14 protein-coding genes are annotated in these 26347 nt (G+C 70.2%); 4 read left to right on the plus strand and 10 right to left on the minus strand.

Features of this window, described 5'->3' with window-relative positions:
• Positions 1 to 11 precede the first annotated feature (11 nt).
• Positions 12 to 1811 carry a Xaa-Pro dipeptidyl-peptidase gene (locus B0I29_RS02355; protein ID WP_111647112.1) on the minus strand — a complete coding sequence of 600 codons (1800 nt, stop codon included), beginning with the start codon at positions 1809 to 1811 and terminating at the stop codon, positions 12 to 14.
• Between the two features lie 113 nt (positions 1812 to 1924).
• Here B0I29_RS02355 and B0I29_RS02360 point away from each other — a divergent pair, with 113 nt between their 5' ends.
• Entirely contained in the window at positions 1925 to 3535 is a 1611-nt protein-coding gene (locus B0I29_RS02360) for a M28 family metallopeptidase (protein WP_111647113.1), read from the plus strand.
• A 76-nt stretch (positions 3536 to 3611) separates the two neighbouring features.
• Complete coding sequence (locus tag B0I29_RS02365; protein ID WP_111647114.1) at positions 3612 to 4364, plus strand: LamG-like jellyroll fold domain-containing protein; 753 nt, start codon at positions 3612 to 3614, stop codon at positions 4362 to 4364.
• On the opposite strand, the gene B0I29_RS02370 is transcribed toward B0I29_RS02365, so the two are convergent.
• Entirely contained in the window at positions 4325 to 5176 is an 852-nt protein-coding gene (locus B0I29_RS02370) for a patatin-like phospholipase family protein (RefSeq protein WP_111647115.1), read from the minus strand. The genes B0I29_RS02365 and B0I29_RS02370 overlap by 40 nt on opposite strands.
• Before the next feature lie 88 nt (positions 5177 to 5264).
• On the minus strand, positions 5265 to 5567 hold the full coding sequence (locus B0I29_RS02375) for a GNAT family N-acetyltransferase (protein WP_181557651.1): 303 nt from the start codon (positions 5565 to 5567) through the stop codon (positions 5265 to 5267).
• A gap of 541 nt (positions 5568 to 6108) precedes the next feature.
• On the opposite strand from B0I29_RS02375, the gene B0I29_RS02385 reads away from it, so the two are divergent.
• Positions 6109 to 7140 (plus strand): hypothetical protein, encoded by a 1032-nt coding sequence (locus B0I29_RS02385; RefSeq protein WP_146616689.1) that lies wholly within the window; start codon positions 6109 to 6111, stop codon positions 7138 to 7140.
• On the opposite strand, the gene B0I29_RS02390 is transcribed toward B0I29_RS02385, so the two are convergent.
• The 6 genes from B0I29_RS02390 to B0I29_RS02415 all read right to left on the minus strand — a co-directional run bounded on the left by B0I29_RS02390 (position 7137) and on the right by B0I29_RS02415 (position 13593).
• Complete coding sequence (locus B0I29_RS02390; protein WP_111647118.1) at positions 7137 to 7832, minus strand: HAD family hydrolase; 696 nt, start codon at positions 7830 to 7832, stop codon at positions 7137 to 7139. The genes B0I29_RS02385 and B0I29_RS02390 overlap by 4 nt on opposite strands.
• Positions 7829 to 8980 (minus strand): non-hydrolyzing UDP-N-acetylglucosamine 2-epimerase, encoded by a 1152-nt coding sequence (gene wecB, locus B0I29_RS02395; RefSeq protein ID WP_111647119.1) that lies wholly within the window; start codon positions 8978 to 8980, stop codon positions 7829 to 7831. The genes B0I29_RS02390 and wecB overlap by 4 nt, the downstream gene beginning before the upstream one ends.
• Positions 8977 to 11079: an ATP-grasp domain-containing protein gene (locus B0I29_RS02400; RefSeq protein WP_111647120.1), complete on the minus strand. Its 2103-nt coding sequence runs from the start codon at positions 11077 to 11079 to the stop codon at positions 8977 to 8979. Before B0I29_RS02400 ends, wecB begins: the two co-directional genes overlap by 4 nt.
• A complete protein-coding gene (locus tag B0I29_RS02405; protein ID WP_245972142.1) occupies positions 10986 to 12257 on the minus strand; it encodes a glycosyltransferase family 2 protein in 1272 nt (423 codons plus the stop codon). The genes B0I29_RS02400 and B0I29_RS02405 overlap by 94 nt, the downstream gene beginning before the upstream one ends.
• A 116-nt stretch (positions 12258 to 12373) precedes the next feature.
• Positions 12374 to 13045, minus strand: a complete 672-nt coding sequence (locus B0I29_RS02410; protein WP_221401821.1) for a PIG-L deacetylase family protein — start codon at positions 13043 to 13045, stop codon at positions 12374 to 12376.
• 2 nt (positions 13046 to 13047) lie between these two features.
• Positions 13048 to 13593: a hypothetical protein gene (locus tag B0I29_RS02415; protein ID WP_146616691.1), complete on the minus strand. Its 546-nt coding sequence runs from the start codon at positions 13591 to 13593 to the stop codon at positions 13048 to 13050.
• Between the two features lie 229 nt (positions 13594 to 13822).
• Here B0I29_RS02415 and B0I29_RS02420 point away from each other — a divergent pair, with 229 nt between their 5' ends.
• Entirely contained in the window at positions 13823 to 24739 is a 10917-nt protein-coding gene (locus B0I29_RS02420; protein WP_111647123.1) for a non-ribosomal peptide synthetase/type I polyketide synthase, read from the plus strand.
• Here the strand turns inward: B0I29_RS02420 and B0I29_RS02425 are convergent.
• Positions 24720 to 26321 (minus strand): SNIPE associated domain-containing protein, encoded by a 1602-nt coding sequence (locus B0I29_RS02425; RefSeq protein WP_245972143.1) that lies wholly within the window; start codon positions 26319 to 26321, stop codon positions 24720 to 24722. The genes B0I29_RS02420 and B0I29_RS02425 overlap by 20 nt on opposite strands.
• Positions 26322 to 26347: the final 26 nt, after the last annotated feature.

Here is a 26347-nt window from a genome sequence, read left to right on the forward strand (position 1 = left end):
TCGAGAGGTTTTCAGCTCAGCCGGATCTGGAGGCTGGACAGGCTCGGCCGCACGCCGACCACGGTCCCGGCCGGGTATCGCAGCGTGTGGTCGCGCTCGGTCGAGATCAGCACCAGCCCGATCCGGTGTCCCGGGGCGAAGACGTGGTCGGTCGTCTGGAGATCCCAGTGGAACGTGTACGCCTTCCCCGCCTTGACCGGCACGGTCCGCGACGGCGAGAAGCGGTTCCGCACGTCCAGCCAGCCCGACGAGACGATCTCGAACGGCGTGGAGGCGGTCACGTACTCCCGCTGGAAGAAGCAGCCCGGATCACCCTCGATGCCGGGGCCGACGCAGTCCTGGGTGGGCAGGGTACGCACACCGGCGAACCGATCCGCGACGCCGTAGTCGACGAGCAGCGCGGTCAAGTACGGCGAATCCCCGGCCAGGTCGGCGCGGACGGTGACCGCCGGCGTCCCGGAGGCCCGGGTCTCGCGGGTCAGCGGCGCGCTCAGATAGGCGAGCCGGTTCGGGTCGGTCCCGGCCGGAGCCACCATGTCAGCAGCAGTGCGAGAGGGGTTGTCCACGAAGGTCTGCCGCCCGTGCGACCCGCCACCGCCCAGTGTCCCGTCACCGAGCCGCAACGAGCTGGTGGAACCGGTCAGCGGCCAGCGCCGTGACGTCTGCCAGACGCCGGGTGCGGTCTCCACATCGGCGATCGGCTCACGCATGATGCCCGTGTCGATCTTGTAGAGCCACTGGTCGAACCACCGGTGGAGCGTGGAGAGCCACTGCTGCCGGCGTACGTTGAAGGGGTCGGTGTGCCCGGCCTGATGCAACCAGATCTTGCGAGGCACGCCGCGCGCGGAGAGCGCGTCCCACCACTGACCGGCCTGCAGCGTGCGCACGTTGTCGTCGTGCAGGCCGTGCACGAGCAGGACGCTGGCCCGCACCTTGTTCACGTCGCGCAGGTAATCGCGCTCGGCCCAGTAAGCGCTGTAGTCGCCGGTCTCCCGGTCCTGCTCGCGCTCCAGATCGGCCATCACATCAGCACACAGTTCCGGATTCTCCCTGGTCAGCACGGCTTTCGCGAGCACGTCGGTGTCCTCGCCCTGGAATCCGCCCGGTGCCACGACACCACCGTTGGCGCGGTAGTAGTCGTACCAGCTGGAGATCGCGGCGATCGGGACGATCGTCTCCAGGCCCTTCACACCGGTCGCGGCGACCGCGTTCGGCAGCGTGCCGTTGTAGGAGACCCCGATCATCCCGGTCCGCCCGGTGGACCAGCCCGCGGACACCGGATTGCCGGCTTCGTCGAACCCGGGCGCCCGCCCGTTCAGCCAGTCGACCACTGCCTTCGCGCCGAGGGTCTCGTTGCGGCCGCCGGAGGTCGGGCAGCCCTCGGAGTCGCCGGTGCCGAGACTGTCGGCGAAGACCACGGCGTACCCGCGCGGGACGAAGTAGTTGTCCAGGTACCCGGCGAAGGTGATGTTCTGCGCCCGGTCGGCGACCGCTGCGGACCCGACGGCGAGGCCGCCGTCGCGGTCGATGTCATCGTGGTTCGGCACGTCGTTCAGGCCGGCGTAGTACGGGCTGGCCTGGAAGATGACCGGCACCTTGAATCCGACAGAGGGCCGGATGACGCGCACCGCGACCCGGTCCGGCTTGCCGTCACTGTCGCTGTCCACGGTGCTCTGCACCCACACCCGCTCACGCACCGCCGAGGCGTAGTCGTGAATCGGCTGAGTGCCGGGATCACCAGCCATTGCGGGCGCGGCGGGAACCACCACGGCGCCGAAAACAGCCACGAGAGCCGCCAGGACGAGTCGCATCGCCGCACTATATCGTCGCTGATCGATCAATGGGAGTCTGTCCGATCGACCCGGTGTATCGATCATCACCATCGTCTAGGTTCAGCGGTGATCCGATGTGGACAGGAGATGTGATGAAGCTGAGGTCCTTCGCGGCGGTTACCACCGCCACGATGCTCGTGCTCGTCCCAGGCACCGCCGCCGTCGCCGGCGGTCACGGCCATGGGAATTCCTGCGGCAAACAGGCCAACGACACCTATGCCGAACTACTCAAGTGCGTCACGCTCGACGGCGTGCTCGGCCACCTGAAGAAGTTCCAGAAGATCGCCGAGAAGAACGACGACGCCTACTACCCCGGCACCCGCGCGGCGGGCACCGAGGGGTACGCGAACAGCGTCCGTTACGTGTCCGGCCTGCTCAAGAAGGCCGGTTACAAGGTCACCCTCGACCCGTTCGAGTTCAACTTCGTCTACCCGTCGCTGCTGCAGCAGCTCACCCCGGTGAACGCGGAATACCCCACCGGAGCGTTCACCAACAGCGCGCCCGGCGACGTGACCGGCCCGGTCATCCCGGTCGACATCAACCTGACCGGCGACCGCGCCAGCACCAGCGGCTGCTCCGCCGACGACTTCACCGGCCTCGACTTCAGCGGGCCCAGCGACATCGCGCTGATCCAGCGCGGCGGCACCACCCCGGACGGCGCGGCCTGCTCGTTCGCCATCAAGGCGGCGAACGCGGAAGCGGCCGGCGCCGAGGCCGTGGTGATCTTCAACCAGGGCAACGACCCGACGCGTGAGGCGCTGATCGTCGGCACGCTCGGCGAGGACCACGGCATCACCATCCCGGTGGTCGGTGGCAGCTTCGCCAACGGTGTCGCCCTCGCGCAGGCCGGCTCGACCGCGCACGTGCGGATCCTGCCTTCGGAGACGCGTACCGATGTGAATGTGATCGCTGAGCTGCCCGGAAAGAATCGCAACAACGTGGTTTTCGCCGGAGCACACCTGGACAGCGAGACCGAGGGCCCGGGCATCAACGACAACGGATCCGGATCGGCCGCGATCCTGGAGACGGCGCTGCAGCTCGCGAAGATCAAGCCGCAGAACACGATCCGTTTCGCCTGGTGGGGCGCGGAGGAGCTGGGCTTGATCGGCTCGTCGGCCTATGTCGAGGAGCTCAGCCAGGCCGAGCGTGACCGGATCGCGCTGTACCTGAACTACGACATGGTCGGCTCGCCGAACTACATCTTCCAGGTCTACGACGCCGACGAGTCGTCGTTCCCGGCTCCGGTCGTGGTCCCGCCCGGCTCGACCGCGATCGAGGACCTCTACGAGTCGTACTACACCTGGAAGGGTCAGCCCTACGACGACGCCGAGTTCTCCGGCCGCAGCGATTACCAGGCGTTCATCGAGGCGGGCATCCCGTCCGGCGGCCTCTTCACCGGCGCCGAGGTGGTCAAGACCGCAGAGCAGCAGGCCATCTGGGGCGGTGTCGCCGGCGAATCGTTCGACCAGTGCTACCACATCGCCTGCGACGACATCGGCAACCTTGACTACAAGGCCCTTGAGGTCAACAGCGATCTGATCGCGTTCGCGCAGCTCACCTTCGCCTACTCGACCGAGTCGGTGAACGGCGTGCCCGGCAAGAAGGTCCCCGGCAAGCCGATCACGCTGCCCGCTCCGGCCGGTCCGCAAGGCACGTTCGTCACCACCGACGGCGGCGACGGCCCCGGCCACCCCACCCTTTAAAACCACCTGACGGGCGCGGGCCGCAGCGATTCGCTGCGGCCCGCTGCCTTGTCCATCTTCAGAGCGTTGAGAGTACGTGTATCGCCTTCCACCCCGCCCACTCCTGCTGTCCGGGGTACTGCTCGCATTGGCATCGCTGATAGCCGCCACGACGGCCGCCCGGACCCAGAGCTCCGGCGCGGCGCTCTGGGTCGCCGCGCCTCCTCCGGTCGTCGTGGCCAGCTACTCGTTCGACGGCCCGTCGTTCCTGGCGGACACCTCCGGCAAGGGGCACGAGCTCGCCCCGATCATCGGCCACGGCGCCGCACCGGGTCTGGTCGCCCGGGACACAGGTCAGGCCGTCCAGTTCCCGGCCCGATGCCGCAAGTCCCCGTGCCCACGCCTGGCGCTGCAGGCCACGACAACCGCCGACCTGAACCCGGCCGACCGCCCGTTCCGGTTCGGCGCGGCGGTGCGGCTCGCGCCGAACGGCACCAGCAAGGGACAGAACATCCTGCAGAAGGGCTACTCGACCGAGGGCAGCCAGTACAAACTCCAGATCGACGGCAAATCCGGCCACCCCAGCTGCGCGCTGGTCTCCGGCAGCACGATCCACCTGGTCCTGGCCGACGTGAGCGTCGCCGACGACCAGTGGCACACGATCGAATGCCGCCGCAACGGCGTGAACCTGGCCGTTTACGTCGACCAGGCCGCGCACGGCTCGGTCACGGTCCCGGCCGGCCTGTCAGTGGTCAACGACGAACCGCTGAGCCTCGGCGGCAAGAGCGCCTTCGGCAACAACGACCAGTTTCACGGCATGCTCGACGACGCCTGGATAGCGGTCGGCTGACGGCTCAGTTCCCACACCTTGCGCGCCGCCGCGGCACCCTTCAGCGCCCGGAGCAGCGGCAACGCCTCCTCGGCCGCGGCCCGCCCGGCCTCTTCGAACTCCGGGATCCGGGACAGCTCCCAGAACGCGTACCCGTCGACGTCCGGGCTGAGCACCAGGTCAGCGTCCTTCGCCAGGTTGTGGATGCCACCGGGCTGCAACGTGGAGACCGCCACCATGATGTGCAGAATGGTGGCCGGCGGCCGCCGCGGCAACGGCCCGGACACGTCGACGGCGACCACGATGTCCGCACCGAGCCGCCGAGCCACCCCGGCCGGCACGATGTTGACGAGCGAACCGTCGACAAGCATCAACCCGTCCCGGTCCACCGGCGGAAACACCCCGGGCACGGCAGCGCTGGCCATCACGGCCTGAGCCACCGACCCCTCGCGCATGACCACCTCTTCACCGGTGGCCAGGTCGCAGGCCACCGCCGCGAACGGCAGCTTCAGATCCTCGAACGTGGCGTTCCCGAGCGCCGCCTCCAGGAAGACACCCAGCTTGCTCGTCTCGAAGAGCGCCTTCCGGGTACGCCCGGGCCGCACCAGCCGCGCCCACCGCAACGTCTGCGCGAGCTTGAGGATCTCCGACGGAGCCTGCCCGGCGGCGTACAGAGCCCCGACCAGTGCACCCGCACTGGTCCCGGTGATCACCGAGGGCTGCAGCCCGGCCCGGTCAAGCACGTCGAGCACGCCGACATGCGCGGCACCACGCACCGAGCCACCCCCGAGGGCCAGCCCGATCTTGATCTCCGGCGTCTCTCCCACGTCCATCCCCACACCCTGCGACGGGCCTGCTTGCTGAAGCAAGCGCGTGTGTCCAGCCCCATCGTGTCAGCGAGGCCGTGCTCGACTGCCGGTGCTATTTGACCTTTTTGGTGGACCTGGCGACCAGGTCGTTGTACTCGGGGTGCTTCTCCAGCCAGCCACTGATGAACGGGCAGATCGGCACCACGGTCCGGCTCTTGGCCTTGGCATCGTCCATCACGGCACGGGCCAGCGCGCCGCCAACACCCTTGCCCTCGAAAGCCGGGTCAACCTCGGTGTGCGTGTAGACGATGATCGGTCCGGTCAGCTGGTAGGTGACAAACCCGGCAAGACTGCCGTCCTCGTCACGCGCCTCGAAGCGCTCCCGCTCCGGCGCGTCAGTCACGGTGATACTCACCCGCCCATCCAATCAGAGCAACCACGCCACCCACCCACCATCCACCGCAGATCGTGAGCGATTCCGCACACCTGGCATCCGCCCCGATCGCCCCCCGATCGCCCCGGTCTCCCCCGGTCGCCGCGAGGGCCAGTCGCCGCGAGGGCCGGTCGCCGCGAGGGCCGGTCGCCGCGAGGGCCCGAGCCGTAGCTCGGACCTGTAATAAGGCCGCGATGACCTATCTGAACGACGGCTCGCATCCAGCAGCCGTAGCTCAGCCACCTCATACGAGCCCCATAACCCATCTGAGCGACGGCTCACCCCCTCCCGCCGCCGGCCAACTCACCCATCGGCCGGCGGCTGTCGGCAGGCGACAGGCGGCAGGCGGCTCGTGCAGCGGCCGGGCCTGGCTTCCGCCTGGCGGGGCTGGCGGGGCTGGCGGGGCTGGCGGGGCGGGAGAGGCGGGAGAGGCGGGCGGCAGGGCGGGAGAGGCGGGCGGCAGGGCGGGAGAGGCGGGCGGCTGGCGGGAGCGGCGGCTGGCGGGAGGACTTAGGATCTTGCGATGTTGTCGCGCTTTCTTCGTCGTGAGTCCAAGCCGTCCCGCCCTCAGGTGGTGGTGCCCGAGCGTGATCATGACCCGGCCATGGACGACCACGCGCTGCGGGCCGCTCGCAGCCGGGTGGCCGTGGGTGACTGGGGTGCCGCTCGCGACGTGGTGGCGGCGGCCGGCGGGGACTGGGAGCTGCGGGCGCGGCGGATCATGCTGCTCAGTGATGCCGCGGCGACGAACGATCGGTGGCTGATCGACTGGTTGCGGGCCTCGCCGTCCGATCCGGTCGCGGTCATGCTGCACGCGGCGACGCTGCTGGAGCGGGCCGGCGAGGCGCGCGGCAGTGCTCCGGCGAACCAGACCAGCCAGGCGCAGTTCCAGGCGTACGCGGAGTTGTCGGCGGCGGCCGGCGAAGTCAGTCAGCGGGCGATCGCGCTGGCCGGGCCGGACGACCCGACGCCGTTCATTCTGCTGCTGGACGCGATGTTCGGTGAGGGTCAGGTGCACAGCGAACAGTTCCGGCAGGTGCTGGCCGAGGCCCGGCGGCGCGCCCCGCACCACTTCGAGCTGCACCTGACGCTGGTGAACCTGCTCTGTGAGAAGTGGTTCGGTTCGCACGAGCAGATGTTCGCCGCGGCACGCGAGGCGGCCGCCGCCGCGCCGCCGGGATCCAACACGGTGATGGTGCCGTTCGTCGCGCACTTCGAGTACGCGATGCGCGAGTTCAGCTGGGACAAGGCCACCGGCCAGTCCGTCGCGGACACGGCGAACTACCTGCAGACCCGCGAGGTGCAGATGGAGCTGGACGCCTGGGCGCAGAAGTGGCGGGCCGGTACGCCGTCACCGGGCCGTGGCATGACCTGCCGCAACTGGCTGGCGCTGTACTACATGATGTCGAACCGGCGCGCCGAGGCCCGCGAGGTCTTCGCCGAGATCGGCCCCTACGCGGGTGGCACCGTCGCCTGGGCCTTCTTTCTGGGCAACGTCGACAACGGCTTCGTCCAGGGATACAAGCTGGCCCACAGCCCGGAGTGGACCCCCTAGAGGGAAAGCAGCAGGTCCGCCGCCTCGGTCAGGTCGGTGACCACGGCCGTCGCGGCGGGGTCGTCCGGGGCGGTCGCGTACTCCCCGGTGCGTACCCGAATCGAGCGGGCGCCCAGCGCCTCGGCGACCGCCATGTCCTTGCCCGGGCGGTCGCCGATCATCACCAGGTCCGCGGGCGGAAACCCGAGCGCTTCTGCCGCCGAACGCAGACCCGCCGGGTGGGGCTTGCGGAAGGACCGGCCGCCCAGCTCGTCGGTGATCACCACGGCGGTGAAGGAGTCGGACAACCCCACGGCGGCCAGCTTCGCCCGCTGGATCAGCGGGTTGCCGTCGGTCAGGCACGCGACCGGGTAGGAAGCCGCGATCGATGCCAGCGCCGCGGCCGCCCCCGGGAACAGGGGCAGCCGCTTAGGTCGATAGCCGGTGAACGCTGCCACCAGGACCGGCACCAGGGTTGCCACTTCGACGGGCGGTAAGCCGTACCCATGAAGGGCGCGATCGATCGTCCCGCCTCGATCTGATCCGGCGACGAGCTGGCGGCGGACCGCGCGGGCGAGGCGCACCGGGTCGAGGCCGGCCGCGGCGCCGGCGCGGCCCACCGCGCGGGCCGCGCCGTAGAGGTACGACGCCTGCGGATACAGCGTGTCGTCAAGGTCGATCACCACCCCAGCAGGCCGATCGAAAGCGGTCACGCCAAAGCCCAGGGCAACGGCCCGTCGGTGTAGTCGGGCTCGTCCAGCCGCAGCAACGCTTCGACGGCCGGGTCGGCGAGCAGATCGGCGACCCGGGTGCCGGTGTTGCCGTCGCCGTACGGACACGGCAGCGCCGCGATGTGCGCGAGCATCAGCGGCTGGCTGAGCCGGTGCGCGGCGGCAACCGCCCGGTCGGCCTCTTCGTCGCTGGTGATGCCGGTGAGCACCGACGTTCCGGTCTCCACACCTTCCCAGCGCGGCGTCGAGCGGCGCAGCACGACGACCGGCACGCCGAGGTACGACGCCTCCTCCTGCAAGCCGCCGGAATCGGTCACGACGACCCGGCTGAGTGCCAGCTCCCGCAGCAGATCGTCGTACGGAAGCGGGTCCTCGCACGTCACCCCGCTGACCGAGGCGAGGCGTTCGGCGAGACCGAATTCGGCCAAGCGGGCGCCGGTACGCGGATGGATCGGGAACCGGACCGGGCCGATGTCGGCGAGCCGGGCCACGACGTCGATGAGCCGCCTGAGCCGTTCCGGGTCGTCGACGTTGGTGGCGCGGTGGGCGGTGACGAGCACGCCGGTACGGTCGGCCGGCGGCACCGGGCTGATCCCCCGCTGCCGCAGCGCGTCGATGACCGGGTTGCCGACGATGAAGATCCGGTCGGCGTCCACACCCTCCTCGGCGAGGAATCCGGCGGCCCGGCCGGTCGGCGCGAAGTGCAGCTGGGCGACGGCGGCGGCGACCCGCCGGTTGACCTCTTCCAGGCTGCGCGGGTTGAAGCTGCGCAGACCGGCTTCGAGGTGCGCGAACGGCACTCCGGCGGCACGGGCCGCGAGGGCATAAGCCGGAACGGTGTGCGTGTCCCCGAGTGCGAGCACAAGATCAACGTGGCTGTCGGACAGGACCTGATCGGCACCCTCCAGCACCGCGCCGAGCCGGTTCCCACCGGTCGGCAGCGTCAGCCGGATGTCCGGCGTCAGCCCGAGGTCGCGCTGCACGTCACCGGCCATCACGGCGTCGGTGTGCTGCCCGGTGTCGACAGCGATCACCGTGTGCCCGTGCGCGCGCAGCGCGGCGACCACCGGCGCGAGCTTGATGACTTCGGGCCGGGTACCGAACGGGACGAGGATCTTGCGGAGGCTCATCGGGCCGCACCCACCATTTCGAGAGAGGACGAGGTGTAGAAGACTTCGCTGAAATAGCGCGCCATGCGCACTCCGGGCTGGAACTCCAGACCTGGCATTTCGGCGGCCGGATCGAGGATCCCGGCCACATAGGCGCTGACCACGTCGGCGCCGGCCGCGAGGGTCAGCGGCAGGCCGCCGGAAAATCGTGGGTTGACCTCGACGATGGTCACCGCACCGGTGAAATCGACGAAACCCTGCACGTTGGCGGGGCCGCTGTGCCCGACGGCGCGCAGCGTGGCGGCCACCACCTCGGTGACGGTCGCCGAGGCGAACGTGGTGCCGCGTACCGAGATGCCGCCGCGGGTCTCGTCGCGCCAGCGGGGTACGCAGGCCACCATCCGGCCGTCCCGGGCGACCAGGGCGTCGGCGGTGAACTCCTGGCCGGCCAGCCGGGTCTGCACGATCGCGCCGGGCACCGAGAAGAACGCGTGCGGCAGGTCGGCCGGGTTGTCGACGAGGACCACGTCGCGGCTGCCGCGGCCGCGGGCCGGTTTCACCACCCACGGCCCGGGGACCAGGCCGGCGGTGTCAGCGGTCCAGGCGGTGGCCGGATGCGGCACTCCGGCGGCGTGCAGGGCGGTCGCGAAGGCGATCTTGTCGAGGCAGGTCTCGGCGGACGCCGGATCGGGCAGCCAGGTGCGCACGCCCAGCTCGTCGAGGTGGCCGACGAGCGGCGTCAGCGCGTGATACTCCTCGGCCACGGTGCAGACCAGCGCTCCGGGACGGTGTTCGGCGAGGATGCTGAGCAGGCTTTCGGCGTACCCGGGCTGGTCTGCTCGGGGGAGCACCGCGGAGTGAGTCGCGAGACGGAGACCGACCCCGTCGGGGTTGGCGTCAAGGGCGAGAACCGCGTCGCCGGCCTTCTGCAGCGCCTGGATCACCGCCACCCCGGCGGGACCGCCGGCGCCGGTCACCGCGATGAGCCGACCGCTCTCCGGCACAAAATCAACATCAACAGCTGGGGTACGCATGAGCCACGCCCGAGCCCACAACCGCAGCGCGACGACATCGGCATTCGCGACGGGCTCCCACTGGCGGGCCGCGACCGCGTCGGCGAGCGCGTCGAGCACCCCGATGTCGGTCTCGTGCGTGGCGACCGCGAGCAGCGTGGCGGTGTGCACGCCGAGACCCTTCGCGGCGAGCTCGCGGACGATGGCGGCGCGGCGGTCGGCGTTCTCGTGGCCGACCCGGTAGTCGACGCGGGTGCGCTCGCGACGGCGGGCCAGGCGCACGGACAGCGCCCGCGGCAGGATCTTGCGGTGCAGGAACGCCGCAACCTGGACTTTCGGCGCCTTCGGAGCATCATCGTCGTCGAGTGGCACACGATGGCCGAGCCCGGGACGCGCCCACGCCTCGGGCCGGTCCGCGGTGTGCCGGCCGGTGTGGTCCTGTTCGGCACGCTGAGCGTCGTACATCGTCATTCCGATCATGATGAGCAGTCCGATCAGGGTGTAGGCGAAATTGATGACCGCGCCGATCCAGTCGTGGAAGAAGACCAGCGCGTCCACGGCGAAATAGCGTCCGGCCAGCAGCGACAGGACGAGCCGGACCTGATTGGCGGCGAGCACGAAGACGCTCGCGACGACGAAACCGAGAAGGACCTGGGAGCGTTCGCGCAGCACGATGACGGCGAGCGCGGCGAGGGCGAGGACGCTCGACAGGATCGAGCAGGAGCCGGTCATCTGGGCGGTCACCGGCTCGAATCCGGGGCCGAAGACGATGAAACTGTCACCGAGAGCGGCGGAGATCCGGTCGACGCCCATGGCGAGGATGATCTGTTCGCAGACGCGTACCTCGAAGTGGCGTGCCCAGTCGATGAAGAGCGTGTACCCGGCTATGCAACCGGCCACCGCGAGCATCATCTCGACGATGACGAGCTGGCGGCGGCGGGCGGTGCCGGAGGGTACGAGGCGACGACGGGCCCGGTCGTGCAGGGCATGATCAAGTCGGCGGGCGACGAGCGTCATGCCGCCGCCTTCATCGCTGGTGGCGGCGCCGCCGGTGCGCTCGTTACCCCCGAGCGTGCCGTCTTCGACCAGGTGTAGGTCGTCCCCCACATCCCGTCGAAGTACGCCTTCGACGCGGTCAGGATCGACATCCCGAACGCGGGGATGAACCCGACGAGCATCCACACGGCCTTACGCGACACCCGCCCGAGCACCAGACCGACGGCCAGCTCCGTGAACGGCCCCGCGAACAACAGCGCCGACAACGCGATCATCTGGATGAACGACGACCCGCCGATCCCGAATGCCCGCAGCCCGATCAGCACCAGGCCGAGCCCGCAGAGAACCGGCACGTGATAGACCCAGAGAAAGAGGATGGTCTCCAGCTTCTCCATCGGGCTCAGATGACGGGTCCGCAGAACCGGCCACCAGAAATCCCGCAGGCACTTCTGGTGCCCGCGAGCCCACCGATACCGCTGCCGCCAGAACCGGCTGTTGGAGAGAACCGCTTCTTCGAAATCAACGGCCGTGGAGTCGTACCGGACCCGGTACCCGTCGAGCAGCAACCGCAGCGTGAGGTCGGTGTCCTCGGTCACCGTGTGCGGGTTCCACCCGCCAAGACCCCGGATCAGATCGGTACGCACAGCGCAGTTGGCGCCCCCGTAAGCGGGCAGTTCGAAAAGCGCCTGCCGCCCGTACTCGTTGACCAGATAGCCCGACAGATAGTCGATGAAGATGGTCGACGCGAGGTTCGACTCCACTCCGTTGCGAACGACGCAGCGTCCCATCACCGCGCCGACCCGAGGATCCCGGAAATGGCGGACGAGCCGGCGCAGAACGCTCGACTCGGGTTGATGGTCGGCGTCGAAGATGACCGCGATCTCCGCGTCGACCAGGGCGAGAGCATCGTTGAGGGCGCCGGACTTGCCGCCACCGGCGCCGGGTTCGCGGTGCAGCACCCGCAGCCGGGGATTGGCCGCGTGCCACGCGTCGAGTTTCGCGCCGGTGCCGTCGGTGGAGGCGTCGTCCACCACCACGACGGTGAGCCGGTCGGGTGGATAGGAGAGGTCGAGCATGGCCGCGACCATGCCGTCGACCACGAGTTCCTCGTCCTTGCAGGCGATCAGCACGGCGATCGAGGGGGTGTAGGTCTGGATGCCGATCACGGGTGCGTCCAGGTCCCGTTCGGCCCACCGGGCCGCCGAGACCGCGAACGCGAGATGCCGGAAGAAGAAGAGCAGGAACACGATGTTGAGCACCGTCGCGATCCAGCCCAGTGTCCGATCCACCCCGAACAGCGCGAACGCCGCGGTGAGGAGGAGGGCATGAGTCAGCAGGCCACGACGAAAGTTTTCGGGTACACGGCGATGGCGCCCCCCTCCGGCAGGGGACGCCACGCCGCCGGTCACGCGGCTACCTGCGCCGCGTAAATGGGCATTTCAGCAAGCGGTGAAAGCGGAATCGGCGGTGCCAGGTCCCAGACGAACCGGGCCGGCATGAACGCTTCCGCGAACCGCACCCGGGCCTGCGCACCGAAGTGCCGGGCCGAGGCGGACACCACTTCCGGGTCGACCATCGCGGACGACTCGACCTGGCTGCGGTGACAGGCCAAAGCGTTGACCTTGCGGTCCAGGTGAGCCGAGATGTCGACGTACACGGTCGGCTCGAAACGGATGGTGGACGGACTGCGGTAGTGCAGGATCCGCCGGCTGTGCCGGGTCGCCGACATGGTGGCCGCGGCGACGGCACGGTGGTCCTGGTGCGAGTCGTCCGGCGCGTGCACGTAAACGACGTCCGCTTCCGCCTCGCGGATCGCCTGCTCGATCAGCGACACCGTGGCGGCGTCCGGGCTGACCTGGCAGTCGACCAGGCTGCCCCAGATCAGCAGGCAGTCCAGGCTGCGGGCGGCGGCCTCGGCCTCGGCACGGCGGCCGTCGACCAGACCGGGACCGTTCTGGCCACCGGTCACCACGAGCATGGTGACCTTGTCGCCGGCGGCCCGGTGGGCGGCGAGGGTGCCGCCACAGCCGAGCTCGATGTCGTCGGGATGCGCGCCGATGGCCAGGACGCTTCGCATCGTCACGGCTGGGCCGCCGTGCGACGCATACGCCACAGGTAGATTCCACCGCCTACCAGACCCGCGATGATCAGGGCGATCAGCGGACCGGAGCCGTTGCCACCGGCCGGCAGGCTGACGTCCCGGCCGCAGGTCGGCTTGTTCCAGTTCGCGGTGACGTTCTTGCCGCCGACCTTCCAGGTGGCCTGGGTGTCCTTCGAGATCCAGCCGGTCGCGAACGACGCCTTGTGGGTACCCGGCTCGAAGCGCGTGGTCACCTTCACGTCGGCGCTGGAGTTGCTGCTGAGCACGACCTTGTTGTTGTCGCCCGCGTCGATCTTGCCGGTCGAGCTGCTGTTGCTGACGTACCCGAACACCGCGCGGTAGGTGTTGGTTTTGCTGTCCTGCACGACGCAGTCGCAGGTGGGCGTGCCGGAGAACGTCTGCCACGTGGCCGCCGCCGGCGTGGAGTTCAGCACGAGAACGGTCGCGATCGCCGCGACCAGCGCCGCTCCGGACGCTGCGAGCAGCGCGCGGCGCCGCCGCAGTGACTGGGGCACAAGACGCATGGGTTACCTCCGCAGGTCTGCCGGACACGCCGGGTGGCGCGTCGTACCCATCGGCCTCCCCCTGGCCCGCCTGAGTAGCGGACGGGTTGCACCTATCTGTAAGGGTGTGCCGATTTCGCCCGCCGTATCAGCCGAATGCGCGATTCGGCCTCGGCTTCGCCTTCGGCCTCCGATCTCTGGGGTACGCGTGACCGAGCCCCGTTGATGATCTTCGGTAACGTCTGCGGCCATGACGCTCACCGATGTCCTCGTCAGGGCCGCCACGGACGCACCCGACGAGGGCGTGGTGCACGTGGGGGCAACCGAGCATTTCGTGACTTATCGCGATCTGCTGGCCGATGCCCTGCACGTCGCCGGTGGGCTGCGGGACGCCGGGCTGACCACGGGCGATCCGCTCCTGGTGGTGGCGCCGGAGAGCCACGAGTTTCTGCCGCTGTTCTGGGGGGCGGTGCTGGCGGGGGTCGTACCCGTGCCGTTGGCGCCGGAAGCGGACCGCGTGGCCGCCGTCTGGCGTCACCTGGCGGAGCCGGCCGTGGCCGGCGACGACATCCTCCCGGGCGTCCCGTCTTTGAGTCTGTCGTCGTTGCGTGCTTCCGCGCCGCTGCCGGCGCCCGTCGCGGTCTCCCCCGACGACCTGGCGTTTCTGCAGTTCTCGTCGGGCAGCACCGGGACGCCCAAGGGTGTCGAGCTGACCCACCGCAACGTGGTGGCGAACCTGTCCCAGGCCACCCGGGCCTCCGGCGCCGGGCCGTCGGACGTGGTCGTGACCTGGATGCCGTACTTCCACGACATGGGCCTGATCGGCACCCACCTGACACCGGTCTTCGTCGGATGCCGGCAGGTACGGATCAGCCCCATGGCGTTCGCGAAACGGCCGCTGGAGTGGCTGACGGTCGCCGCCCGGCACCGGGCCACGATCCTGTCGGCGGCGAACTTCGCCCTGGCGCTGGTCCTGCGGCGGGTTCCGGACTCGGCTCTCGACGGGGTCGACCTGAGCAGCGTGCGCTTCGTGATGGTGGGCGCGGAGCCGATCTCCCCGGCGGTGTGGCGGGCGTTCGCCGCGAAGATGGCTCACGCCGGGCTGGCAGCGTCGGCGCTCGCTCCGGTTTACGGCCTGGCCGAGGCCACAGTGGCGGTCGCGTTCCCACCGATGGGCGAGGTGGCGGTGCCGGTGGCGGTGAGCCGGGCGGCGTTGTCCCGGGGCGTGGCTGTCGGTGTTTCTTCCTCGGGCGTCGAGTTCATGGACGTCGGTTACCCCATCCCCGAGTGCGCCGTCCGCATCGTCGACGAGTCGGGATCGGCTCTCGAGGACGGCCTGGTGGGAGAGGTACAGGTCAGCGGCCCGAACGTGATGCGCGGCTATCACCGCGACCCGGCAGCCACCGCCGCTGCTTTCGACGGACGATGGCTGCGAACCGGCGACGTCGGCTTCCTGCGCGACGGCCGCCTGGTGATCAGCGGCCGGCAGAAGGACGTGCTGTTCGTCCACGGCCGCAACTTCCACGCGTCCGACCTGGAAGAGGTAGCGGCCGCGACCCCGGGCCTCGGCACCGGCCCGGTAGCCGTCGTAGGCACCACCGATCCGATCAGCGGCCGCGAGGTGGTCGCGGTGTTCGTCGCGGCACCGGCCGTCCGGGCCGATCCCGCGGTGGCCGAACTGGTCCGGCGCCGGGTGGCGGAGGCACTGGGTTACGACGAGGTCCGCGTCGAGGTGGTCCCCCGAGGCACCTTCACCCGGACAACAAGCGGAAAGCTACGCCGCATCCCGCTACGGGACCGCCTCCTGACCGCCCTGTCCACGCCCCCGGCCGACCCGGTTGATCCGGCCGGTCCGGCGGGGCCGGCGGGGCCGGCGGGGCCGGCTAGTGCTCGCGGTCGTGCGGAGCGCTCTTTCACGGCCGCGAGCGCAAGCCGGGCTTCGGGGTCGCGGGGTTGGGGGTCGCGGGCTGAGGTGGAGCGGCTGGTCCGGGCGGTGTGGGCGCGGGTGCTGCGGGTCGAGCCGGAAACGATCGGGCCGGACGACCGGTTCCTGGCGATCGGTGGGTCATCGCTGGCGGCCATGGAGGTGCTCGCCGAATTGGAGGACGCGATCGGCCGGAACCTCGACCCGGCGCTGCTCCGCGACGGCGCGACCATCCCCGCGCTGACCGACCTCCTGATGTCGGTGCCGGCGGCAGTCTCCCCGGAACAGCCCATCGCAGCCGGCGGCGGTGACCTGGCGGTGATCGGGATGGCGTGCCGGTTTCCCGGGGCGGACACGCCTGAGCAGTTCTGGGACAACCTGGTCAACGGCCGGGATGCGGTCACCCGGGCCGACCGCTGGGACGGGCACGGCGCGTTCCTCGACGATCCGGCGCTGTTCGACGCCGGCTACTTCGGGATCGGCGACACCGAGGCCCGCTATCTCGACCCGCACGCCCGGATCTTCCTGGAGCTGGCCCACGAAGCTCTGGAACGCGCTGGTTACGCCGGCCCCCGCCGCCACGCCCGCCGGATCGGCGTCTTCGCGGCCGTGGGCGAGTCCGAATATCCGGAACTCGTCCGCGACGCGATGCCGGCATCACCGCCCGCCGGGGCTCACGCTCTCACCGGCAGCCTTCGTAATCTCACCGCCGCCCGGGTAGCCCACCTGCTCGACCTGCACGGGCCGGCGCTCGCGATCGACACCGCCTGCTCGTCGGCACTGGTAGCGCTGCACCTCGCACGGCTCAGCCTGACCGCCGGCGACTGCGACATCGCGCTCGTCGGCGGGGTCAACCTGAACCTGCTCGACACCGGTCATTCCCTGCTCGCGCAGGCGCAGGCACTCTCACCGACCGGGCGGTGCCGGGCGTTCGCCGCCGACGCGGACGGGTTCGTGCCGGGCGAGGGCGGTGCGGTGATCGTGCTGACGCGCCTCGGCAGCGCAGCCGACGACCGGGTGCTCGCGCTGGTCAAGGGTACGGCCGTGAACAACGACGGCCGCTCCCTCAGCCTGATGGCCCCGAACCCGATGCGGCAGCGCGAGGCGGTCGCCCAGCCGTACCGGCAGATGGGTATTGATCCCGACCAGGTCACCTATATCGAGGCGCACGGCACCGGCACCCCGGTAGGTGACCCGATCGAGGCGCGATCGCTGGCTTACGCGTTCCCGCCGAGGCCTGGCGGCGAGCCACGCCTGATCGGCTCGGTGAAGACCAATATCGGTCACCTGCTCAACGCCGCCGCCATGCCGGCGCTGCTCAAGGTGATCCTCGCGTTCCAGCACCGCGAGCTGCCGCCGTCGCTGCACCACCACGAACCGTCGGCACGCTTCGACCTGTCCGCCGCCGGATTCGAGGTCCTCACCGAACGCCGCGGCTGGTCCGGCCCACTGGCCGCGATCAACAGCTTCGGCTTCGGCGGCACCAACGCCCACGCAATCCTGGCCGCTCCCCAACCCACGCCGCAGCCCTCTGCGCCGCAGTCGTCTGAGCCCCATCTGCTCACCATCTCCGCGCGGTCGCCGAAGGCCCTGGCTGCTGCGGCCGCTGAGCTGGCTGATCACCTGCGAAGCCACCCTGAGCTGCGAGAACACGACGTCTGTGCGACAGCCTCGACCGCTCGTGACGATCACCCGTACCGCATGGCTCTCGTCTCTGAAGGCGATCTCGCCGCGCGGCTCGCGGCAGCGAAGCCCGCGCCGCGGACAGGCCGCGCCCCCCGCATCGCCTTCCTCTTCGCCGGGCCCGGTGGCGTGACGCCGGGGCAGGGCGGGGATCTTTATGCGTCAGCGGCCGAGTTCCGGGCAGCGCTTGACGAAATGTCGATGGCCGCCGGTCCGATCTCCGGGCGCATGCTGGTCGCCTGGTGTACCGAATCGGACATCCCTGCCGACGAGCTGTCCCGCGCCGAGGTCGCCGCGCCGGTCGCGGTCGCGCTGGGGATCGCGCGGGCGGTCCAATTGCGCGCTTTCGGAGTTCGCCCGGACGCCGTCGCCGGTCACGGCGCGGGCGAGCTGGCCGCCGCAGCCGTCGCCGGAGTGCTGACCCCGGCCGAGGCGGTTCTTCTCGCAGCCGGCGCCGCGGGAATCCCGCAGGTGGTGCGAGCTGCGGAAATGCCGATGTTCAGCGCGGATGGCGACGAGAACCTCGATGGCGTCGGGGTGCGGTTGCTGGCCGAGGGATATGACACGTTCGTCGAGTTCGGGACGGGCGGCGCGGGGATCGGGACGGTCGGCGCGGGGATCGGGACGCTGGTCGAGGGCCGGTCGGTGTGTGCCGCCGGCTTCAGCGCCCGGCAGCTGCTGGAGACCGCCGCTGAGCTGTGGCAGCTCGGGGCTGTTCTGAATCGGACACGTCTTGATGCTGGGAGCCGGCGGGTGCCGCTGCCGACGTACCCGTTTCAGCGCCGCCGCTACTGGATCACGCCACCGGTGGCGCTCGCGACGCCAACCTGGATCGAAATCGGACAGCCCGCCCCGTCGCCGGCCGGGTCGTCGCTGGCCGGGCCTGTTCATGTGCTGCGGGGATCCGGCTGGCTCTCGCTGCTGGCTCCGGCGCTCGGGGACAGCGGTGAGAGCCAGCCGGGAAGATCGCTGCGGGAGGCCACGAGCGGGCATCTGCTGGTCGTCACCGAGAACGCCTTCCGCGTCGGCACCGAAACCCACGACCCGGCCCAGGCGATCCGGCTCGGCCTCGCGATGGCTTGGGCCGACGAGAATCACCACCTTGGGGTACGCGTCATCGACCTCTCCACGGCCGATTCCGAGGAGCAGCGCCGGGCGGCGATCGCGTGGGAGTCGACCGCCCCGCCACCGCCCGGACCGATGTCGATCGTCGCCTGGCGTGACGGCCGGCGGTGGGAGCGAACGTTCGCGCCGGCACCCGCACGGGAACCGGTCATCTTGCCACCGGACGGCGACTATCTGATCGTCGGCGGCGCGGGCGCGGCGGGTTCGGAGATCGCCCGGGACCTCGCCCGCCGTGGACGGCCGTCGCTGCTGCTGGCGGGCCGGTCCGCCGAGCCGGTCCTCGGTGGCCCTGGCAAGAACAACGCCGCGATCGCCGAACTGCTGGCCGAGCTGCGCGGACTCGGGGCGAAAGCCGAATACCGGGTCGCCGACGTCGCCGACGAAGCCGACGTGGCCGCGCTCGTGGCCGGCCGGTCGTTCGACGTGGTGGTGCAGGCGGCCGGGGCTGTTCGACCGGGCAGCCTGCGTGCGAAGACGGCCGCCGAGGTCGAGGCCGCCATCGCGTCCAAGGTGGAAGGCACCCGGCTGCTGGCCGAGGCGATCCCTGATCAGCGGACGCTGTTCGTCCTGTTGTCGTCGGTGTCCTCGGTGATCCCGGGCCTGGCCGGCGCGATCGGCGACTACGTGGCGGCGAACGCGTTCCTGGACTCGTTCGCGGTGGCCCAACGAGCGGCCGGCCGCCGGTTCGTCGCGGTCAACCTCCCGGCCCTCGCCGGCGGCGGGCTGGGAACGGGTCTCGGCGGCTCGATCCCGGTGGCGCAGGTGCCTGAGCTGCTGTGGGAGGCCGCCGGCCTGGAGTCGGCCCAGGTCCTCGTCGAGGCGCCGGCGAGCGGCTCGACGACGTCCGGTTCGTCCCGTGCGGTCGCTGCGGTCTCTTCCGGTCGCGGTGCCCGTCAGGATATATCTGACATGTCGGGCGACCGGCGCGCTGAAAGCGACGGCAGTCCGGCTCACGTTGCCGGGCGCGGCATGGGTCGGCGCGGATCTGGCGACGGCGGATATAACGAGGTTGTCGCGCTTCTGCGGGAGTTGCTGGCCGGGCCGCTTGAGCGGGAGCCGGCGGCGATCGGGCTGGGTGAGCCGTTCCTGTCGCTCGGGCTGGACTCGCTCACCGCTGTCGACCTGGTCAAGGAGCTTGAGGAACGGCTCGGGCGCACGCTGTCGACCACGCTGTTCTTCGAACATCGCACGGTCGATGAGCTGGCCCGCCATCTCGCGGGGCCGGACGAGTTCCCGCTCAGCCCGGTGCAACGGGCGTTCGTCACGTCGGGCCTGCTTTATCCGGAGGTGCCGGCTTACGCGTACGTCAGGCAAAGGGTGACCGGGCCGGTCGAGCTGGAGCGGCTGCGGGGTGCTTTTGTGGCGCTGGAACAGCGTCATCCGATGTTGCGGGTGAGGTTCGGCAAGGGTGGGCAGCGGTTCGAGGTCGCCGGGAAGGCGTTGTGGTTCGAGGTCGCCGAGCTGGACGGGCCGGTGGAGGCGCTCGACGCTGAGCTGCGGAATCGGACGATCGATCTGACACGGGAGGCGCCGGTTCGGGCGGTGCTCGCGGTGGAGGGGCCGGAGCTGGCGCATCTGATCGTGGTGGCGCATCATGCGGCGCTCGACGGGTTCAGTCTCGCGGTTCTCGGTGACGAGTTGTGGCGGATCTATGCGGGGGCGGAGCCGGGTGCGGCGCTGACGGCTACGTTCGCCGATCACGAGGCCCTTCGTGCTGGTCCGGAGGCCGCTGACCTGGGGTATTGGCGTTCGGCGCTGGCCGGATATCCGGCTCTGGCGTTGCCGTTCGACGGTGAGGCCGAGCCTCGGCCGCCCTATGCGGTGCATCAGGTCTCGGCTGATCCGGCGTTGACGGCGAGGCTTTCGTCGCAGGCGCGGGAGTCCGGGGTGTCGCTGTTCCATCTGTTGCTCGCGGCCTATGCGCGGTGCCTGTCGCGGTGGTCCGGGCAGGCGGCGGTGCCGGTGCAGGTCGCCCGTGCCGGACGGAGCGCGCGGCTGACCGGAATGGATCGGATGGTGGGCCCGTTCGCTGACACGTTGCCGGTGCTGGTCGTGGTTGATCCGGACGAGCCGGCTGTTGTTCTGGCGGGGCGGATTCGTGATTTGTGGCTGGTCAGTGAGCAGCACGGGTCGGTGTCGACGGTGGACCTGGCTCGGATGCTGGCCTCCGATGGGAGCGGGCCTCGGACGGCCAGTCCGGCCAGCTTCAGTTTCGCTCGGTTCCCGTCAGCGGGGGTGACCGCTGTTGATCAGGTGGTGGGTACGGTCGCGGGGACGGCTTCGGCGGCTACTCGGCTCGGGCTTGTGTGTTTTGAGGCGCACGGGGCTTTGCATTTCTCGTGGAACTGGCCGGAGGGGCTTTTCGGGGCGTCGACGGTGGAGGGGTTCGCGGCGGAGCATCTGGCGGAGGTGGTCGCGCTGGCCGGGGCCGGGGGGACTGGGGCACACGGTGGGCCCGAGGCAACCTCGGTCGTTGAGCGGATTCGTGCTCAATGCCACCGCACCCCCGACGCCATCGCTGTACTCACCGACAGCCGGCCGCTCTCCTACCTCGACCTCGACCTCGCCTCCGACCGCCTGGCCGCCAAACTCGCCACCACCACCACCACCACCTCGCCACGGGTGCGGGCACGCATCGGCCTGCTCACCGGGCGCGGTAGCGAAACCGTCATCGGCCTCCTCGCCATCCTGAAAGTGAACGCCGCCTGGGTACCCCTCGACGCCTCCCACCCGCCGGCTCGTCTGGCCGAGCAGCTCCGGCGTTCAAACGCGAGCGTCGTCGTCTGCGATTCGTCGACACGCACGACGGCCCCGCGTGGCTTCACCCTCGTGGACACCCGGAGCGTGCCCCTCGCCACACCCCCGAAGATCAACACGCGGCCGGACGACACCGCGTACGTCATATTCACCTCGGGTTCGACCGGGCGCCCCAAGGGTGTGCCGGTCACTCACCGTTCGATGGCGAACTACCTGGACTGGGCGATCACCGAGTTCGGCTATCACTCCGGGGACCGGCTCGCGCAGACCGCTTCGATCTGCTTCGACGCTTCGGTACGGCAACTGCTCGCACCCCTGCTCGTCGGCGCGACCATCGTGGCCTGGGACAACGACACCGTGCGTGACCCGGCTGTGCTGCTCGACCGGCTGGCCCGCGACCGGGTCACCGTCTGGAGCTCGGTCCCGACCCTGTGGGAGCGCGTGCTCGGTGCCGCAGAAAAGACACCGGCAAACCCGCCTATCAGACTCGCCCATGTCGGCGGCGAAGAGCTCTCCCCCGCCCACGTTCGCCGATGGTTCGACCGATTCGGATCAGACCAGCGGATCACCAACCTCTATGGCCCGACCGAAACCACGATCAACGCCACCTACCACGAGATCACTGAACGTCCCGCCGACGACGTCACGCGCCTCCCGATCGGACGGCCCATCGGCGGTACGGTCGTCGCGGTGATCGGCGACGACGGCCGGCCGTGCGCTCCCGGCGAGGTCGGCGAACTGCACATCGGCGGGGTCGGCGTGGCCGCCGGCTATCTCGACGACCCGGAGCAGACCACCGAACGGTTCATCGAACGCGACGGCAGGCGCTGGTACCGCAGTGGCGACCGCGCGGTCCAGGATGCCGCCGGTGTCCTGTGGTTCCGTGGTCGCGTCGATGACCAGGTGAAACTCCACGGATACCGGATCGAGCCGGGCGAAGTGACCGCCGCCCTGCGCCAGCACCCGGCGGTGGACAGCTGTGCCGTTCGTGTCGAGGCCGGCCGTCTGACCGCCTGGGTGCAACCCCGTGATCACGTCGAGCCGGCCGAACTGCGGGCGTTCCTCGGCGAGTCGCTGCCGGCGTACCTCGTCCCGTCCCGCTTCGAGATCGTCACCGCGCTGCCGCTGTCGTCCACCGGCAAGGTGCGGCTGCCGGCCGGCCGCACCGAGGAGATCCTCGCCGCGATCTGGCGCGAACAACTCGGCCTGACCGAAATCGATCGCGACGATGACTACTTCGCGCTCGGCGGGGACTCGATCGGCGCGCTCGACATGTTCGCCCAACTGGAGGCGTCGATCCCGGCCCTGCCGCGGCCGACAGTGATCTACCGCCACCGCACCCTCGCCGCCCTGGCCGCGGCAATCGACGCGACCGAGCCCGCAACCGCCACCGGATCCACTCCAACCGAAGCCGGAGCCGGAACCGAAGCCGGAGCCGGAACCGCAGCCACAGCCGAAACCGGAGCCGCAGCCGAAACCGAAACCGAAACCGGAGAAAACTCCGAAAGCGGATATTTCCCCCTCACCCCCAGTCAGCGCGGCTACCTACTCTCCGACGCCGTCGGCGCGCCGTCCACCTGGCTGGCCGCACCCCGCCTGCACGGGCCACTCGACCTCCCCCGCTTCCAGCGCGCCGTAAACACCCTGGTCGAACGCCATCCCATGCTCCGCACCGCCTTCAACCCGAACGCCCGGCCCCCCACCCAGCACGAACTCCCCGATCCTGGTCACCTCACGGTCGGTTATGAAGCGGATCCGGGCTCACTCTCCGACGAACTCGCGGCCGAACGCCTGCACCGCTTCGACCCGTCAACCTGGCCGCTGCTACGACTGCGACTGCTGCGGATCACCCCCGAAGAGCACGTGCTGATCATGCACGCGCACCACCTGATCGGCGACGGATACAGCGTCGCGCTGCTGGTCAGAGAGCTTTTCGCGGTCTACGACGGCCAGTCGCTGCCACCGCTGCGATCAACCTTCCGCGACTACGTGCGGCTGCTCGACGGCCTCACCCCGGAGATCATCAAGCGCGGCGGCTTCACCCCCGGCGAACTGTCGACCGTGTCACTATCGGTCGCGAGCAGGGTGCCGTTCCCCGCCTTGCTCCGTGCGTACCGTCGCTGTCTGATCAGGGTGACCGGCTCGCCGGAGCCGGTGATCGGCGTGGCCGCGACCGGTCGTGATCACGCGCTCCCGGACCTGGCCCGGATCTTCGGACCATGTGCGACAGCGGTCACGGCACGCCCCGGCGAGTCCATCGAGGATGCCCGCACCCGGACCTTCATAGCTCCCGCCGGATGGCCCTATTTCCTGACCTATCTGGATTTCGACGCGCTAGGCCCGCTGCGCGGTGAGACGTTGCGTCTGACCTGGGAGAATGCCGATTCCGAGCTGACTGTCCCGCCCGGGACGGACGTCCTGCTCGCGGCCCGTCCCATCGACGGCGGCCTGCGCCTCACCCTTCGCGGCCGGCTTCCGGCGACGACTCTGGACCGGCTCGCGTCGGAGCTTCGCTCCGAGCTGCGACCGCAACTCGATGCCGCGCTGATCGGTTACCTCCCCGCTCCCGCGCAGCTCACCCCATTGATCCCTGCTTCGGTACGCGCAATGCTCCCCACCCTCGACCGAGAAACAATCAGGGCCGTGCTCTTCCCTGAGGGCATACCCCGGCTGCTGGAAACCGTAGAAACCCCCCTCGGCCGATCCGGCTTCGTCTGCATCCCCCGCTTCGCCGACGAGCTGGGACAAGCCACCGGACTCGGACAAGCCACCGGCCCGGGACAAGCCACCGGGCTGGGCAGAACCGGTCTCGCCGAGCAAACCGCAGCCGCCGTCGACATCGCCGCCGGCCTGGGCGCCCGAACCGTCTCCCTGGCCGGAATGATCCCCGCGCACACCGGCTACGGAACAGCCGTAGCCAACCTGGTCCGCTCGACGGCACAGATCACGATCGGTCACGCGGTAACAGCCGCCTCGGTGGTCCGCACCACCTTGGCCGCCCTCGAAGCCCACAACCGCAAACTCTCCGACTGCGTCGTTGCGGTGGTCGGCGTCGGCTCGATCGGCAGCTCGTCCCTGAAGCTGCTACTGGACCGCGGCCCGGCAGCCCCCGCCGGCCTGATCCTCTGCGACCTACCGGCAGCGACAAACCGGCTGACAACACTGGCCACCGAAGCGAACACACCAGCCACCGCGGGCATGACAACCGAGATCGTCACGGCGACACCGGCCGCACCGGACGAGGTCTATCGCGCCGACGTCATCATCGCGGCGACCAGCGGCGGCCCCGGAACCATCGACGTCGATCGCCTGCGACCGGGAACGATCCTCGTCGACGACTCGTTCCCGCACTGCTTCGACACGGCGAAAGCCCTGGCCCGGATGCGCGACCGAGGCGACGTGCTGATCGTCGGCGGCGGCCTCCTGGACTGCGGCCCGTCAACCCGGGAGGTGGCGGCGGGCCTGCCGTCCGCCCAGTTCGGCCTGCCCGGCACCATCGCGTCCTGCCAGCTGGAGTCGCTGCTGCACGCGGCAGCCGACGGCCTGCCACGAGTGCTGGGCCCGGTCGAGCCGCACCAGGCGGCCGCGTATTGGGACGCCCTGGACTCCGCCGGCGTCCAGGCCGCGCCACTGCACCTGCTCGGCAGCGTTGTCGGCCCTATGACCGCGCCTGAGTGAGGCTCTGCCGGAATTCGAGGGCTTCGGGAACCTCCTCGTACTGCAGGAGGTTCCCGGTCAGCTCCATCAGGTGCCGCTTGGCCTCGGCCGGAGTGGCGTAGAAGAACTCGCGCCGCGCGTTGACCAGGTTCACCCGATGCGCGCCGAGCCGGGCGTGCATCTGCGACTCGATGCCGACCGCGTCATCGGAGAAGAACAGCGCGTGCACGTCGAAGTTGAACGGCACCGAGGCGTCGCTGAGCTCGCGTACCCGGTCCATCGGATCGAGCCGGCGGGTCATGCCCACCTTGACCATCTTCTCGCCGAACGCGCCCAGGTTGGAGATGACGTACACGTACCCGGCGCGGACGTTGGCCGCGCGGTAGTCGACATCCTGGATCGCGGTGGCGATCTGGTCGAGCCGCTCCTGCAACTGCGCGGCGCCCGCAGTGTCGCCCTTGGCCCGCAGCGCGGCGAGCGCGTTCGCGTAGTGCTGCTGTTCCTTGTCGAGCCGGGCGCGCTCCCGGTCGATCTCCTGCTGGACGCGGCGTTCCTCGCGAAGCCGGGCCTTCTCCTCGCGGTCGCGTTCCTTCTCCTCCGCGACCTTCTGCAGGTAGTCGGCGGTCAGCGTCAGCTCCTGCACCCGCAACTGGTGATAGACCTCCGCCACCCGGATGTCCATGGTCTTGCCGAGCCGCGCGATCGTGGCCGCCACCTTGCCGAGCCGTTCGATCGCGGCCTCCAGTTTGTACGGCTTGAGGCCGCGCACCAGGTTGTCGGCTTCCGCGTTGTACGCCCGCAGCATCAGCTTCGAATAGTCACGCAGCATCGTCCGGCCCTGAGCCTCGGACCCGTTGACCGTCCACCCGTTCGCCGACAGGACCGCCTTGCCGTCCGCCTTCGCCATCGCCTTGATCCGATCCTGCAGGCGGGCGAGCTCCGACTGGTAGGCGACGGCGTCGGTGAGCGGGTGCCGGTATTGGTAGACGCCGGCTTCCTGGAGCAGGGCGGTCTCCTCGGTGACGACGACCTGCTGCCGGAGCTCGGCGCCCCGGCGTTCCAGGCCCGCCTGCTGTTCCTGCCATCGGGCCTGCTCGTCGGCGATCTCCTGGCGGAGCCGGGCGCGGTACTGCTCAAGCTCGACGGCGGAGAGCACACCGAGCCGGTCCGTCTCGGCGCGAAGCGCTGCGAGCTCCGCCGCGAGCCGGGCGTTGTCGGCCGCGAGCTCGCGCGCCTTGCCCCGCGCCCCGAAAAGCGGGATGTCAGCAACCGGCGGCGACGCGCTGCCCCGCGAAACAGCGGGCTGATGCACCCCACTCTGCCGCGGGATAGCCGCCTGAGCCGCCTGAGCCGGCACCGGGGGTGCCGACTCAAAAGGCCCCGGCATCGCCGGCACCGGCACCGCGGCCGCCGCACGCACGGGCGCCGGCCGGCCCTGCCCCGGGATGACAACCGGCGCGGCGTGAACCGGAGTCTCCTCCACCCACAGCTGCCAGCCGGGCGGCGGCGGCCCCCAGACCGGATCCGGAGCCCACCCTGGCGGCGGCGTCCATCCCTGCGGCGGGGCGGGCCAGTTCGGCGGCGCATTGAAGCGAAATCCCATGACGAATCCTCATTGATCGGTGGGAA

Origin of the sequence: Actinoplanes lutulentus (genome assembly GCF_003259845.1) — a bacterium.
Classification (GTDB): Bacteria; Actinomycetota; Actinomycetes; order Mycobacteriales; family Micromonosporaceae; genus Actinoplanes; species Actinoplanes lutulentus.